Raw genomic sequence first — 14264 nt, forward strand, 5'->3', positions numbered from 1 at the left:
AATAATATTAATTTAGGCTGCTATTGAGAGTGGGAAAATGTTTAAAATAACGGTCTGCTTATTAACGTTTAATTCTGAGAGATTGTTGCATGATGTTATTCCGCCTCTTTTAAAAATAGCGGATGAAGTCGTTGTGGTTGATTCAGGTAGTACGGACAAAACACGATATATTTGTGAAAGCTTTGGACTGCTCCCGGTCTATAAAAAATTTGGCTGGCATGGCGAGCAGATGAACCATGCCATATCCTTAGCCAGCAATGACTGGGTCCTGTGCATCGATAGCGACGAAATTCTTGACCAAGAAACGGTTAATGCCATTTTAAGGTTAAAAGCAGGTGATGAGCCTGACCCCGGAACGGCATGGCGAATATGCCGCCACTGGTTTGTTCTGGGTGAAGAAGTCCGGACGATTTATCCCGTTTCATCCCCTGATTATCCTGTGCGTCTTTTTAATCGTAAACAGTCCCGGTTTAATAACCGACCGGTAGACGATCAGGTCGAAGGTTTTCTCCGTTGTGAACGTATTCAGGGCTATGTAAAACATGATACGTTTCCCACGCTGCACGAGCTTTTTAATAAATTAAATTGTTATACAACCCGCCTGGTTCAACATCAAAAAATACGGCCCTCTGTTGGGCGCGGCGTAATCAGCGCCATCGGTGCTTTTTTCAAATGGTATCTTTTTAGCGGCGCCTGGCGTAAGGGCAAAGTGGGGGTGGCAACGGGACTGTATGCCACAGCCTATAGTTTTTTGAAGTATTTCAAATCCTGGTATCAGCATCAGGAAAAAAAAGAGTCCGTTGCTAACGAGCAGACGGACTCACAGATTGCGAAATAGGCGTCAGGCTTTCTTACCCCATCCCTGCCACTGCTGCTGGACGTATTTCACCAGCGTACTGTTACTGATGCTGTCTCCGATGACGGAGAAGAAGCGGGTCGCATAGACCGGTTCAAGCGGCTGCTTCGGTACACAGCGCTTCACGCCGCGGAACGGATTACGCGGCGCTGTCGGGACGGGCTGCGCAGAATTCGGTGTAGAGGTATCCACCTGCGGCTCGTTCAGTAGATCGCTCGGCCGTACCAGCGTGATATCGGAAGGCAAGGTCGGCAGCATCTGCTGCAGGACGCGAACGGTAGACGGGTGCGGGTGACCGATGGCGATGGCTGAGCCATTGCGGCGGGCCAGCTGTACCGCGCGATTAAACTGCATGCGGATATCGGCTTCGTTCTGGGTATCATCCAGGAACACCTTGCGCTTAATTACCTTTACGCCCGTTCCCTGAGCGGCACGCATCGCCTGGCTGTTGCCGATGGTCATGCTGTCGAGGAAGTAGAGGTTGTAACGCTCCAGCGCCTGCATCACTTTGAGCATCCCGTACAGGCTTGACGTCATCGCGCTGCCCATATGGTTGTTCAGCCCTACGGCATACGGCACTTTGTTGTAGGCGTCACGGATGATGCGCTCGATTTCCTCGCTGCTCATGTCCGGGCGCAGGGTATCTTTTTCCAGCGGCTGCTTGCTGAGCGGGGCCATTGGCAGGTGGATCAGCACCTGATGGCCGCTGCTGTGTGCTTTGGTCGCCATCTCACGCGCGTGGGGAGCATTCGGAAGGACGGCGACAGAGATGGCCGACGGCATCGCCAGCACCTGATTTTCATAGTGCGGACGATAACCGAAGTCATCAATCACGATAGCGAGTTTACCTGCGTATACCGGTGCAGCCAGCGCCAGCGCGCTGACGACGGAGAAAACCATTCGACGAAATTGAAGCAAAACTTATCTTCCCAACCACGGCTGTGGATTGACCGCCTGACCCTGGCGACGAATTTCGAAATAAAGTGACGGGCGGCCCTGACCGCCACTGCTGCCCACAAGGGCGATGGGTTGGCCGGCGCGCACCTGCGTGCCGACGCTGACCAGCGCGCTCTGGTTGTAGCCGTAAAGGCTCATATCACCTTTACCGTGTTCGACCACCACGACCAGTCCGTAACCCTGCAGCCAGTCGGCCAGAATCACGCGGCCATCGGCGATGGCTTTCACTTCGCTACCTTCAGATGCACCGATAACGATCCCTTTCCAACGTAGCTCACCCTGCAGCTGTTCGCCATAGCGATGCAGAATTGAACCGCGAACGGGCCAGAAAGCCTGGCCGCGAGGAGAACCCAAACCGCCGGTACGCGACATCAGGGAACGTTCGCTCTCGCTTGGCTTGTAGGTGGTGCCTTTGCGGGACGCTTCCTGCTGCTTGTCGCGAACGGCCTGCGCCTCGCGCGCTTCTTTTTCGGCACGCGCTTTCGCCGCGGCTTCCGCACGGGCGATGCTGTTACGCAGTTTTGATTCGTTGGCGCGCATTTCGCTGAGCTGGCTCTGTCCTTCCTGAATAGAGGATTCAAGGCCGGAAAGGGTTTTCTTACGCTCGTTGCGCGCCTGCTCGAGCTTCGCCTGCTGGGCCTGCTGATCGTAGAGCAGCGTCTGCTGCTGGGTCTGCTTCTCTTCCAGCTCGGCTTTTTGCGTGGTGACCTCTTCGCGCGTCTGCTTCAGTTGCGCGATAGTCTCCTGACGCGCCTGGTTGAGATAGCCAAAGTAGGCCTGCAGGCGCTGGCCGCGCTGGCTCTCTTCGCCGCTGAGGATCAGCTGGAGTCCGGTATGTTCACCCTGGCGGAATGCGGCATCAAGCTGTGCGGCAAGGTTGCGCTCCTGCGCATCGCGCTGGCGTTCCAGTTTGGCAATCGACGCGTTCATCTCGTCGATCTGCTTGTTCAACTGGGCAAGGGTGTTTTGCGTTTCACGGAGTTTACGCGCGGCGGCGGAAATCGCCTCTTCCTGTTGCTTTAGCTGGGCAAGAAGTGCGGATCGCTGCTGTTGCTGCTGGCGTACCGCACGCTCTTTGGCGGCGATATCGGCCTGAATGGATTTCAGCTGGTCGCGGTCATCCGCGTGGGCGGATGCGGCGCACAGCAATACGCCAGCGCTGAGTGCGCTGGCGTAAAACAGAGGTCTGACTGATAACCTAAGCGGCTTCACGACCCATGTGATTGAAAAAATCGCCTTTCCCCTCATGGGGAGCGATTATTCCACGATGAACAGCGGCTTACCAGTCATCTCTTCAGGGATCGGCATCCCCATCAGCGACAGCATGGTTGGCGCGATGTCAGAAAGCTTGCCACCCTCCACTGCTTTCAGTGATTTATCACCCACATAAATCAGCGGAACGGGCAGGTTGGTGTGGGCGGTATGCGCCTGGCCAGTCGCCGGGTCGCGCATCTGTTCAGCGTTACCGTGATCTGCGGTGATCAGCAGCTGGCCGCCAACGGATTCAACAGCTTTCGCAACCTGATCAACGCAGTGATCCAGTGCTTCAACCGCTTTCACTGCCGCTTCCATCACCCCGGTATGACCCACCATGTCGCCGTTCGGGTAGTTACAAATGATGGTGTCGTATTTACCGCTCTCGATGGCCGCAACCAGTTTTTCCGTCAATTCTGCAGAGCTCATTTCTGGCTGCAGATCGTAGGTCGCGACTTTCGGTGAGTTGATCAGAATGCGGTCTTCGCCTTTGAACGGCTCTTCAACGCCGCCGTTAAAGAAGAAGGTCACGTGCGCGTATTTTTCCGTTTCGGAAATACGCAACTGCGTTTTGTCGTTCTTCGCCATCCACTCACCGAAGGTGTTTGCCAGCGAGGCCGGTGGGTACGCGCACGGCGCTTTGATGTCTGCCGCGTATTCGGTCAGCTGGATGAAGTCGATGTTTACCACTTTCTTGCGGGCAAAACCGTCGAAGTCGCTGTTGACGAAAGCACGGGTGATTTCGCGCGCGCGGTCAGCGCGGAAGTTCATGAAGATCAGCGCGTCGCCATCTTCCATGGCGGCGTCGGCCTGACCTTCAGCGCGAATGACGGACGCTTTGACGAATTCGTCGTTTTCATCACGAGCATAAGCTGCTTCCAGCGCTTCAACGGCGGTCGCGAACTGGAACTCACCTTTTGCCAGGGTCAAAAGGTCATAGGCCTGTTCAACGCGATCCCAGCGGTTGTCGCGGTCCATGGCGTAGTAACGGCCAATAATGGATGCTACGCGGCCTTTACCCAGCGCGGCGAATTTGTCTTCGAAGGCTTGCAGAGAGCCTTTTGCGCTGCGTGGTGGCGTATCGCGACCGTCCAGGAAGGCGTGCAGATAGATTTTTTCTGCACCGCGTTCAGCGGCCAGTTCAACCATCGCCATGATGTGATCTTCGTGGCTGTGAACGCCGCCAGCAGAGAGCAGGCCCATAATGTGTACAGCCTTGCCAGCGGCAACGGCTTTATCGACCGCGCCAGACAGCGTTGGGTTGGAGAAGAAGGTGCGTTCTTTGATTTCAACGTCCAGACGCGTCAGGTCCTGATACACAATACGCCCGGCGCCCAGGTTTACGTGACCGACTTCGGAGTTGCCCATCTGGCGGTCCGGCAGGCCCACTTCCAGGCCAGACGCGTCAATCAGCGTATGTGGACGTTTTGCCCACAGGGCATCCATGACCGGGGTTTTGGCGTTGAAAATAGCGTTATCCTGGCTATCTTCACGGTAGCCATAACCATCCAGAATCACCAGTACCATAGGTTTTTTAGAAACCGACATTGCGACAACCTCATGCTCAAGAGTCAAAATTTGCGTAATTTTACTACAGCTGAATCGATCAAATAGCCGCAGAAGATCAAAGAAAGCGCAGTGGCAAGGTGCCCTCCAGACCATTTTGAGGCATTTTTTTAGGTGGCATGCCGCAGAAAATGGATTAGGTTATGGTCGCTGGCTGTATTTGCCAGAACGCACAGGTATACTCCTGTCCTGGTTTTTTTATCAATTAGTCGGGAGTAGTTACCCTCCATGCAAGAAATTATGCAATTCGTTAGCCGCCATCCGGTTCTGAGCATCGCGTGGATTGGCCTGCTGGCTGCTGTGCTGTTCACCACATTTAAGAGCCTGACGTCTAAGATTAAGGTTATCACCCGTGGTGAAGCGACGCGTCTGATTAACAAAGAAGATGCCGTCGTTGTCGATCTGCGTCAGCGTGACGATTTCCGTAAAGGTCACATTGCGGGCGCAATCAACCTGTTGCCAGCTGAAATCAAAGCGAACAACGTCGGTGAGCTTGAAAAACACAAAGCCCAGCCGATTATCGTTGTCGATGCGACCGGCATGCAGGCACAAGAATCTGCCAGCGCGCTTCATAAAGCAGGCTTCGAAAACGTAACTGTGCTGAAAGAAGGCATTTCCGGCTGGAGCGGGGAAAATCTTCCTTTGGTGCGCGGTAAATAAGGAGTTCAGTCATGGCCAATATTGAGATCTATACCAAAGCGACGTGTCCGTTCTGCCATCGTGCGAAAGCGCTGCTGAACAGCAAGGGCGTCACGTTCCAAGAACTGCCGATCGACGGTGACGCGATTAAACGCGAAGAGATGATCAAACGTAGTGGTCGCACGACGGTTCCGCAGATTTTTATTGATGCGCAGCACATTGGCGGCTGTGATGACTTGTATGCGCTCGACGCCCGTGGTGGACTCGATCCGCTGCTGAGCTAAGAGACTTTAGGACAATTAAAAAGGGTATTTCCATGTCAGAACAAAACAACACCGAAATGACTTTCCAGATCCAGCGTATCTACACCAAGGACGTCTCTTTCGAAGCGCCAAATGCGCCACACGTTTTCCAGAAAGATTGGCAGCCAGAGGTTAAACTTGATCTGGATACCGCATCTACCCAACTGGCAGATGACGTGTATGAAGTCGTGCTGCGTGTGACCGTTACCGCATCCCTGGGTGAAGAAACTGCATTCCTGTGTGAAGTACAGCAGGGCGGCATCTTCTCTATCGGCGGTATCGAAGGCAACCAGATGGCACATTGCCTGGGTGCGTACTGCCCGAACATTCTGTTCCCGTATGCGCGTGAATGCATCACCAGCCTGGTTTCTCGCGGTACATTCCCGCAACTGAACCTTGCGCCAGTTAACTTTGATGCGCTGTTCATGAACTATCTGCAGCAGCAGGCTGGCGAAGGTGCTGAACAACATCAGGATGCCTGATGAGCACTGTTAATGCGTCAATGACTGTGATCGGTGCCGGCTCATACGGCACCGCTCTTGCCATCACGCTGGCAAGAAATGGTCACGATGTGGTCCTCTGGGGCCACGACCCAAAACATATCGCAACGCTGCAGCGCGATCGTTGTAACGTCGCGTTTCTCCCGGACGTTCCGTTCCCTGACTCCCTGCACCTTGAAAGCGACCTTGCGACCGCGCTGGCGGCCAGCCGCAACATTCTGATTGTGGTTCCGAGCCATGTCTTTGGCGACGTGCTGCGTCAGATTAAGCCGCTGATGCGCCCGGATGCGCGCATTGTCTGGGCGACTAAAGGACTGGAAGCCGAAACCGGACGCCTGCTGCAGGACGTTGCCCGTGAAGCGCTGGGTGATGAGATCCCGCTGGCGGTCATCTCCGGCCCGACCTTTGCCAAAGAGCTGGCCGCTGGCCTGCCGACGGCGATTTCGCTGGCCTCCACCGATCGGGCCTTCTCCGACGATCTTCAACAGCTGCTGCACTGCGGTAAGAGCTTCCGCGTCTACAGCAACCCCGATTTTATCGGCGTGCAGTTGGGCGGTGCGGTGAAGAACGTGATTGCGATTGGTGCCGGGATGTCCGACGGCATTGGTTTTGGTGCGAATGCGCGTACGGCGCTGATCACCCGAGGGCTGACCGAGATGTCCCGCCTGGGCGAAGCGCTGGGTGCCGATCCGGCCACCTTTATGGGGATGGCTGGCCTGGGCGATCTGGTGCTGACCTGTACCGACAACCAGTCTCGTAACCGCCGCTTTGGCATGATGCTCGGACAGGGCAGCGATGTGAAAGGCGCGCAGGAGAAGATTGGTCAGGTGGTTGAAGGCTACCGCAATACCAAGGAAGTCCGCGAGTTGGCGCACCGTTTCGGTGTCGAAATGCCAATAACCGAGGAAATTTATCAGGTATTGTATTGCGGAAAAAATGCGCGCGAGGCAGCATTGACCTTATTAGGTCGTGCGCGCAAGGACGAGCGCAGCAGTAACTAGTCGGAAACGTTGTCACCTGAATGACCCAGCCAGCGCAGAACTGGCTGGTCATTAACTATCGTCTGGAGTAAGCAATGCCGTGTGAAGAACTGGATATCGTCTGGAACAATATTAAAGCCGAAGCCCGGGCGCTGGCCGACTGTGAGCCTATGCTGGCCAGTTTCTACCACGCAACGCTACTTAAGCACGAAAATCTCGGCAGCGCGCTGAGCTATATGCTCGCCAACAAGCTGGCTTCCTCGATCATGCCCGCTATCGCTATTCGTGAAGTGGTGGAAGAGGCTTACGCTGCAGACCCGGAAATGATCGCCTCTGCCGCCTGCGATATTCAGGCCGTGCGCACGCGTGACCCGGCGGTCGATAAATATTCTACGCCGCTGCTGTACCTGAAAGGCTTCCACGCCCTGCAGGCTTACCGCATCGGCCACTGGCTGTGGAATGAAGGCCGCCGCGCGCTGGCGATCTTCCTGCAAAACCAGGTTTCCGTGACGTTCCAGGTCGATATTCACCCGGCTGCGAAAATTGGCCGCGGGATCATGCTCGACCACGCCACCGGGATTGTCGTCGGGGAAACGGCGGTCATTGAAGATGACGTCTCGATCCTGCAGTCGGTTACCCTGGGCGGTACCGGTAAAACCAGCGGCGATCGCCATCCGAAAATTCGTGAAGGTGTGATGATTGGTGCGGGCGCCAAAATTCTCGGCAATATCGAAGTTGGGCGCGGCGCGAAGATCGGCGCAGGCTCCGTGGTGCTCCAGCCTGTGCCGCCGCATACCACCGCCGCTGGCGTACCGGCGCGCATCGTCGGTAAACCAGACAGCGATAAGCCGTCCATGGACATGGATCAGCACTTCAACGGCATTCACCATACCTTCGAGTATGGCGACGGCATTTAACTTCTGAGAATGGCGCCCGGATATCCCAGCTGGCGCCAGGCTTCATACACGACCACCGACACCGCGTTCGACAGGTTCATGCTGCGGCTGTCCGGCATCATCGGAATACGGATTTTCTGCTCAGCGGGCAGGGCATCCAGGATCGTGGCCGGCAGGCCGCGGGTTTCCGGGCCAAACATCAGATAGTCACCTGCCTGATAGCTCACGGCGCTATGCGCTGGCGTGCCTTTGGTGGTCAGGGCGAACATGCGCTGCGGCTTCTCTGCTTCCAGAAACGCGGCGTAATCGTGATGGCGAACGACGGCGGTAAATTCATGATAATCCAGCCCTGCGCGACGCAGGCGTTTGTCGTCCCACGTAAAGCCCATCGGCTCAATGATATGCAGACGAAAACCGGTGTTGGCGCACAGGCGGATAATATTGCCGGTATTCGGCGGAATTTCTGGTTCGAATAAAACGATGTTAAGCATGCTGCCCCCTTAATTGCGGGGGCAGGATAGCAGAAAAGAGAGGAACTACGCGACGCCGGGTTCCTGCGAGCGGCTGTACAGCATTTTGTAGACGGTTGCCGCCGCGGCCACCAGAGCGGGCACGCTGAGGATCATTAAAATACTGTCTGCCTGCCACTGCATAGCGAGAAGCTGGGCGCTGGTCATGGTTCCCGCCACGCCGCCAAAGCGGCCGATCCCCTGCATCCAGGCGATGCCCGTCGCGCGGCACTCGGTAGGGTAAAAGGTGGCGGCCAGGGTTTGCATGCCCGATTGCGCGCCGTTCATCGCGATCCCCATCAGGAAAATCAGCCCGCCAAACAGGGCGATATGGTTATGCTCAATGCCAAGCAAAAGAATGAGGCCCATTGTCAGCACGAAACCACACGCGACCACTTTATGCGCTTCCCAGCGGTCCATCATCCAGCCCGCGAGCAGAATGCCTGCGGTGCCGCCGAAGGTGAACAGCGAGGTGAGCCAGGCGGATTCCGCCAGAGCATAGCCCATCCCCTGCATCAGCGTTGGCATCCAGCTAAGCAGGACGTAGTAAATCACCAGCCCCATAAAATAGGTCACCCACAGCATCAGGGTGCCGGGCAGCCAGGGCATGGAAAAGAGCTGCGACACGCTCCCTTTTTTAGAGGCGAGCTTCTCCTCCGCCAGGAAGAAGCCCGTGACGCTATCCAGCGTGCTGCGGGCGAACCGGCTGGCGATACGGCGGACCTGCATGACGTCTTTCCCGCGCTGCACCAGAAACTTCACGGACTCCGGTAAAAACAGCGCCAGCAGCAGCGTTAAAATCAGCGGCGCAATCGCGCCGGTCAGCAGCACGCTTCGCCAGCCGTGGTGGGGGATAAGCCAGGAAGAGATCGCGCCGCCGCCCGCCGCGCCCAGAGGGAAGCCGCAGTACATGGTGTTAATCGCCATGGCGCGGCAGCGCTGGGGGGCAAACTCGGAGATCAGCGTGATGGCGTTAGGCATTGCTGCGCCGAGCCCGAGGCCCGTCAGAAAGCGCCACAGCGTGAGCGTATTCAGACTTTGCGCCCAGGCCGTCCCCAGGCTCGCCAGGCCGAAGAACAGACACGAAAAGACCAGCACGCGCTTGCGCCCCATCCGGTCCGATACCGGACCGGCAATCAGCGCGCCCAACGACAGCCCCAGCAGCGCCGCGCTCAGCACCGGCCCCAGATCCTGTTTATGGATCCCCCATTCTGCCGACAGCGTGGGCGCAATGTAGCCCATCGCCGCCGTATCAAAACCATCGATCGCCAGAACCAGAAAGCCCAGCACAATGAGCAGCCAGTGAAACCCTGAAAAGGGACTCTCATCGATCACCTGCTGAATATCCACCTTACCTGAATATGCCATACGCTCCACTCCGATCTGATGTTGTTTTTGTGTTCTTGTATTTGCTTGTCTATACAATTGCGGACGGCAGGTGGATGTCAAATTTTCTTATCCAATATGTTATCTGGATGTTATTTTTGGCGTAAAAAAGCGCCCGAGGGGGAAATCGGGCGCGAGAAAAAGGTGTATTAACGGAGGAGAATTTAGGCCGCGTTTCCCTGAGCAAGTGGCGCCAGCGCCGCCGGTAATTTGCTTAACTCCTGCACCAGAGAATCCTTACTGATTTCGCTAATCGTTCTTGCACCTGTCAGCGTCATCGCCACCTTCATCTCTTTTTCGATCAGGTTGAGCAGATTCGCCACCCCTGCCTGGCCCGCCGTCGCCAGCGCATACAGATACGCGCGCCCCAGCAGCACGCTGTCGGCGCCCAGCGCAATCATGCGCACTACGTCCAGCCCGTTGCGGATCCCGCTGTCGGCCAGGATGGCAATATCGCCCTTCACCGCATCGGCTATCGCTGGCAGGGCGCGTGCGGAGGAGAGCACCCCGTCAAGCTGGCGTCCCCCATGGTTAGAGACCACAATCCCGTCTGCGCCAAAGCGCACCGCATCGCGGGCATCTTCCGGGTCGAGGATCCCCTTGATCACCATCGGGCCATCCCAGAATTCGCGGATCCACTCCAGGTCTTTCCAGGAGATGGACGGATCGAAGTTGTTCGCCAGCCAGCCGATGTAATCCTCCAGCCCGGTGGGTTTACCCAGATACGCCGAGATATTCCCCAGATCGTGTGGACGACCGTTCAGGCCGACGTCCCACGCCCACTGTGGATGCGTTACCGCCTGCCAGTAGCGGCGGAGCGCCGCATTTGGGCCGCTCATGCCGGAGTGCGCATCGCGGTAGCGCGCGCCGGGGGTCGGCATATCAACGGTAAAGACCAGCGTGGAGCAGCCCGCCGCTTTGGCGCGCTCGAGCGCGTTACGCATAAAGCCGCGATCGCGCAGGACGTACAGCTGGAACCACATCGGGCGTTTGATGGTTGGGGCGACCTCTTCAATCGGACAAACCGAGACGGTAGAGAGGGTAAACGGAATGCCTTTAGCATCCGCTGCAGCGGCGGCCTGCACTTCGCCACGGCGGGCATACATACCGCACAGGCCTACGGGCGCGAGCGCGACGGGCATGGAAAGCGTTTCGTTGAACAGTTTCGTCTCAAGGCTCAGGTCAGACATATTCTTCAGCACGCGCTGGCGCAGCGCCACCTCCGACAGGTCTTCCACGTTGCGGCGCAGGGTGTATTCGGCATACGCCCCGCCGTCAATGTAGTGGAACAGGAACGGGGGCAAAATGCGCTGCGCCGCGGCGCGATAGTCACTGGCTGCTGAAATGATCATGCTTTGTTCTCCCTGGAAATATCACTGTCGCCAGGCAGACGGGTAATACGCGCCTGTCGGGCCTGGTCTTCATCGAATCGTTTGATGGTGGTATGCACGAAGCCGAGATGCGCCATCATCGCTTTGCGCGCGGCCTCTGCATCACCGGCAAGAATGGCGTTGAGCACCGCCTCGTGCTGTTCGGTCAGTTGGGCAAACACCGGCGGAACCAGATACATGCGCTGGCGGCTCTGCTTCACGGAGGATTGCAGCAGGTCGAAAAACCCGCGCATGGTCTGGAGCAGCACCACGTTGTGCGACGCCTCGGCAATCGCAAGGTGAAAACGGACGTCCGCCTGGGAGGCGATATCCGGGTCGCTGCTTTGCGTGGCCTCAAAGCAGGCGATGAGTTTCTCTTTGTCGGCGTCGGTTGCCCTCATGGCCGCGTGCCAGGCGGTACTGGTTTCAATGGCGTGACGCGCTTCAAGGATGTCGAAGCTGTAGTCCGGGTCGTTCTCCATCAGCGTTTTCAGCGGCTGAACGATGTTTTGCTCGGACCAGTCGTCATGCTGCCAGCGCACAAAGGTGCCGCCGCCGCGACGGCTTACCAGTACCCCTTCGCTGACCAGCGTCGCCAGCGCCTCGCGCAGTGAATTGCGCGACACGCCAAGCTGGGCGGCGAGCTGGCGTTCGGCGGGCAACTTCATGCCCGCTTCCAGCTGTTGTTCTTCAATCAGCGCCCGCACGCGAGAGGCAATCTCGTCGGACAGGCGTCTGGGCATCACTATCATGGGATCATCCAGGTTAAGACATAGGCCTGCAGGGTGGTGATCACCCCGACCATGCAGGTGAATATCAGGCTGTGTTTCACGGTAAAGCGGAACAGATCCGACTCTTTACCGACCAGTCCCACCGCCGCACAGGCAATGGCGATGGATTGCGGGGAGATCATTTTCCCGGTCACGCCGCCCGTAGTGTTCGCGGCCACCAGCAGGACGTCCGACACGCCAATCTGCTGGGCCGCCGTGGCCTGCAGCGCGGCAAACAGAGCGTTAGACGAGGTATCGGACCCGGTCAGGAACACCCCCAGCCAGCCGAGGAACGGCGAGAAGAAGGTGAAGGCGTGGCTGGTATGGGCCAGCGCGAGCGCCAGCGTCGATGACAGTCCGGAGTAGTTCGAGATAAACGCGAACGCCAGCACCATGCCGATGGAGTAAATCGGCAGCATCAGCTCTTTAACGGTCGCCGCAAAGGTCTGTACCGCAGCCGCAGGCTTCATGCGCAGCCACACCACGGAAAGAATAGCGGCAAACAGGATGGCGGTCCCGGTGGCGGAGAACCAGTCGAATTTATAGACCGCGGCATACGGCGTGGCGGCGTGCACTACCGGCGGCATACGGGCGACCATCTTGTCGAGGAACGGCACGGAGATATTAATCACCATGTCGTACAGCGCGCCGCCAGGGGCGAACAGGGCTTTAAACGGCGGGATGCTCCACAGCGTGACCGTGGCGGTCAGGAACAGAAACGGTGACCAGGCGCGGATCACCTGTCCTGCGGTGTAGCCGGTGCGGGCCAGCGTTTGATCGACCTGCGAGGCGCCCATGTCGGCGAAGCGGAAAATACGGACCGGCTGCCAGCGTTTCAGGAACAGCGTCAGGCAGACCAGAGAAACCAGCGAAGAGATGATGTCCGGCAGCTCCGGGCCAAGGAAGTTCGAGCTGAGGTACTGGGCGATAGCGAACGAACCGCCCGCCACCATCACCGCAGGCCAGGTCTCCTTCACGCCGCGCCAGCCGTCCATAATCGCCATGATCCAAAACAAGACGATAATGGTCAGGAACGGCAGCTGGCGGCCAACCATCTGGCCGATCTCGAAGCTGTCCAGCCCGGTGACCTGCCCGGCCACCAGAATCGGAATACCCATCGCGCCAAACGCCACCGGCGCGGTGTTCACAATCAGGCACAGGCCCGCGGCATAGAGCGGGTTAAAGCCCAGACCCACCAGCAGCGCGGCGGTGATCGCCACCGGTGCGCCAAAACCTGCCGCGCCTTCCAGAAACGCCCCGAAGGAGAAGCCAACAATCAGCATCTGCAGGCGCTGGTCAGGCGTGATGGAGAGAATCGACGAGCGGATAATGTCGAACTGCCCGGTTTTCACCGAGATTTTATAGACAAAGACCGCCGCGATGATGATCCACGCAATCGGCCACAGGCCGTAGAAGAAACCGTAGACGACGGAGGCCAGCGCGCGATCGACCGGCATTTTGTAGAAGAACAACGCCACCATCAGGGCGATGGCAACGGTATACGTCGCGGCGAGGTAGCCCTTCAGCTTTAGCTTAATCAGCGCAAAGAAGAAGAACAGGATCGGAAGCGATGCGATCAGGCTCGACAGCCAGATATTTCCAGCCGGGTCGTAGTTTTGTTGCCAGAGGCTCATGCAGGTCTCCTGGGGACCAGACAGCCTGCGCTGCGGGTGAGTCTCCGCTCAACTCTGCGTCACAGGTTGTGTAAAAGTGGTCCTGCCAATGTTGTGTTGTAGGGTTAATGACAATGAATGGTTAACCAGATGTTATGAGCTAGCAATGGTTTTGTGAGCGGAAATAATGGAATTGTGAACCGGGGAAGGATTGATTGCGCTATTGGTTGGACCAATTCACGCGAAGGGGAAAAGAGTAGGCCGGGTAAGCGCAGCGCCACCCGGCATGAAATCAGAACGCGGTCTTACAAAAGCCCGTCATCTCTTTCAGGCCCATTTCGCGGCCAAGCTCGGTCATCGGGTGTACCACCACCAGACCGCGGACGCTTTTCTTCAGCTTGCCCATGTCGGCCTGTTCTTTTTTGGTGATGGCGCGGCGGTGCGGCATGTTCATCAGCTTCTGCGCTTCTTTGCTCAGCTTCTGGCCTTTGACTTCGCGCAGGCGCTCGATTTCCGCTTCCAGCTTCGCGGTCTCTTTCTCAAGCTCGGCGTATTTCTCGGCGGAATCGACCAGCGACAGGCCAGCCATCTGGTGGCGGATCAGATCCAGGCGGTCGCTCAGGCGTTTAATTTCGTTCTTTTCGACTTCTTTCATAACAAATGACT

General features: G+C 57.3%; 15 protein-coding genes. 6 read left to right on the forward strand and 9 right to left on the reverse strand.

Features of this window, described 5'->3' with window-relative positions:
* Positions 1-37 precede the first annotated feature (37 nt).
* On the forward strand, positions 38-838 hold the full coding sequence (locus AB3N39_RS00590) for a glycosyltransferase family 2 protein (protein WP_133293520.1): 801 nt from the start codon (positions 38-40) through the stop codon (positions 836-838).
* Between the two features lie 3 nt (positions 839-841).
* Here AB3N39_RS00590 and AB3N39_RS00595 read toward each other — a convergent pair whose 3' ends face one another.
* The 3 genes from AB3N39_RS00595 to gpmM are packed head-to-tail and all read right to left on the reverse strand — an operon-like array spanning position 842 to position 4615.
* Positions 842-1774, reverse strand: a complete 933-nt coding sequence (locus AB3N39_RS00595; RefSeq protein WP_115876696.1) for a divergent polysaccharide deacetylase family protein — start codon at positions 1772-1774, stop codon at positions 842-844.
* A gap of 3 nt (positions 1775-1777) precedes the next feature.
* Positions 1778-3037 (reverse strand): murein hydrolase activator EnvC, encoded by a 1260-nt coding sequence (envC, locus tag AB3N39_RS00600; RefSeq protein WP_232057401.1) that lies wholly within the window; start codon positions 3035-3037, stop codon positions 1778-1780.
* A gap of 33 nt (positions 3038-3070) precedes the next feature.
* Complete coding sequence (gene gpmM / locus AB3N39_RS00605) at positions 3071-4615, reverse strand: 2,3-bisphosphoglycerate-independent phosphoglycerate mutase (protein WP_133293523.1); 1545 nt, start codon at positions 4613-4615, stop codon at positions 3071-3073.
* A gap of 246 nt (positions 4616-4861) precedes the next feature.
* Between gpmM and AB3N39_RS00610 the strand changes: the two genes are divergently transcribed.
* From AB3N39_RS00610 to cysE, 5 genes are all read left to right on the forward strand, one after another.
* On the forward strand, positions 4862-5293 hold the full coding sequence (locus AB3N39_RS00610; RefSeq protein WP_023309913.1) for a rhodanese-like domain-containing protein: 432 nt from the start codon (positions 4862-4864) through the stop codon (positions 5291-5293).
* 11 nt (positions 5294-5304) lie between these two features.
* Positions 5305-5556, forward strand: a complete 252-nt coding sequence (grxC, locus tag AB3N39_RS00615; protein ID WP_023309914.1) for a glutaredoxin 3 — start codon at positions 5305-5307, stop codon at positions 5554-5556.
* Between the two features lie 32 nt (positions 5557-5588).
* Positions 5589-6056, forward strand: a complete 468-nt coding sequence (secB, locus tag AB3N39_RS00620; RefSeq protein ID WP_003860835.1) for a protein-export chaperone SecB — start codon at positions 5589-5591, stop codon at positions 6054-6056.
* Positions 6056-7075 (forward strand): NAD(P)H-dependent glycerol-3-phosphate dehydrogenase, encoded by a 1020-nt coding sequence (gene gpsA, locus AB3N39_RS00625; RefSeq protein WP_136195898.1) that lies wholly within the window; start codon positions 6056-6058, stop codon positions 7073-7075. Before secB ends, gpsA begins: the two co-directional genes overlap by 1 nt.
* 74 nt (positions 7076-7149) lie before the next feature.
* Complete coding sequence (gene cysE, locus AB3N39_RS00630) at positions 7150-7971, forward strand: serine O-acetyltransferase (RefSeq protein ID WP_008502718.1); 822 nt, start codon at positions 7150-7152, stop codon at positions 7969-7971.
* On the opposite strand, the gene trmL is transcribed toward cysE, so the two are convergent.
* The 6 genes from trmL to AB3N39_RS00660 all read right to left on the reverse strand — a co-directional run bounded on the left by trmL (position 7968) and on the right by AB3N39_RS00660 (position 14253).
* Positions 7968-8441: a tRNA (uridine(34)/cytosine(34)/5-carboxymethylaminomethyluridine(34)-2'-O)-methyltransferase TrmL gene (trmL, locus tag AB3N39_RS00635; protein WP_033147028.1), complete on the reverse strand. Its 474-nt coding sequence runs from the start codon at positions 8439-8441 to the stop codon at positions 7968-7970. The genes cysE and trmL overlap by 4 nt on opposite strands.
* Positions 8442-8486: 45 nt before the next feature.
* On the reverse strand, positions 8487-9827 hold the full coding sequence (locus AB3N39_RS00640) for an aromatic acid/H+ symport family MFS transporter (RefSeq protein WP_126330463.1): 1341 nt from the start codon (positions 9825-9827) through the stop codon (positions 8487-8489).
* Between the two features lie 182 nt (positions 9828-10009).
* Complete coding sequence (gene lldD, locus AB3N39_RS00645; RefSeq protein ID WP_029740822.1) at positions 10010-11197, reverse strand: quinone-dependent L-lactate dehydrogenase; 1188 nt, start codon at positions 11195-11197, stop codon at positions 10010-10012.
* On the reverse strand, positions 11194-11967 hold the full coding sequence (gene lldR / locus AB3N39_RS00650) for a transcriptional regulator LldR (protein ID WP_023294814.1): 774 nt from the start codon (positions 11965-11967) through the stop codon (positions 11194-11196). Before lldR ends, lldD begins: the two co-directional genes overlap by 4 nt.
* Positions 11964-13619 carry an L-lactate permease gene (gene lldP, locus AB3N39_RS00655; RefSeq protein WP_023309919.1) on the reverse strand — a complete coding sequence of 552 codons (1656 nt, stop codon included), beginning with the start codon at positions 13617-13619 and terminating at the stop codon, positions 11964-11966. The genes lldR and lldP overlap by 4 nt, the downstream gene beginning before the upstream one ends.
* A gap of 271 nt (positions 13620-13890) precedes the next feature.
* Positions 13891-14253 (reverse strand): YibL family ribosome-associated protein, encoded by a 363-nt coding sequence (locus tag AB3N39_RS00660; RefSeq protein WP_008502724.1) that lies wholly within the window; start codon positions 14251-14253, stop codon positions 13891-13893.
* Between the last annotated feature and the right edge of the window lie 11 nt (positions 14254-14264).

Source organism: Enterobacter vonholyi (genome assembly GCF_040834095.1).
Lineage (GTDB): Bacteria > Pseudomonadota > Gammaproteobacteria > Enterobacterales > Enterobacteriaceae > Enterobacter > Enterobacter vonholyi.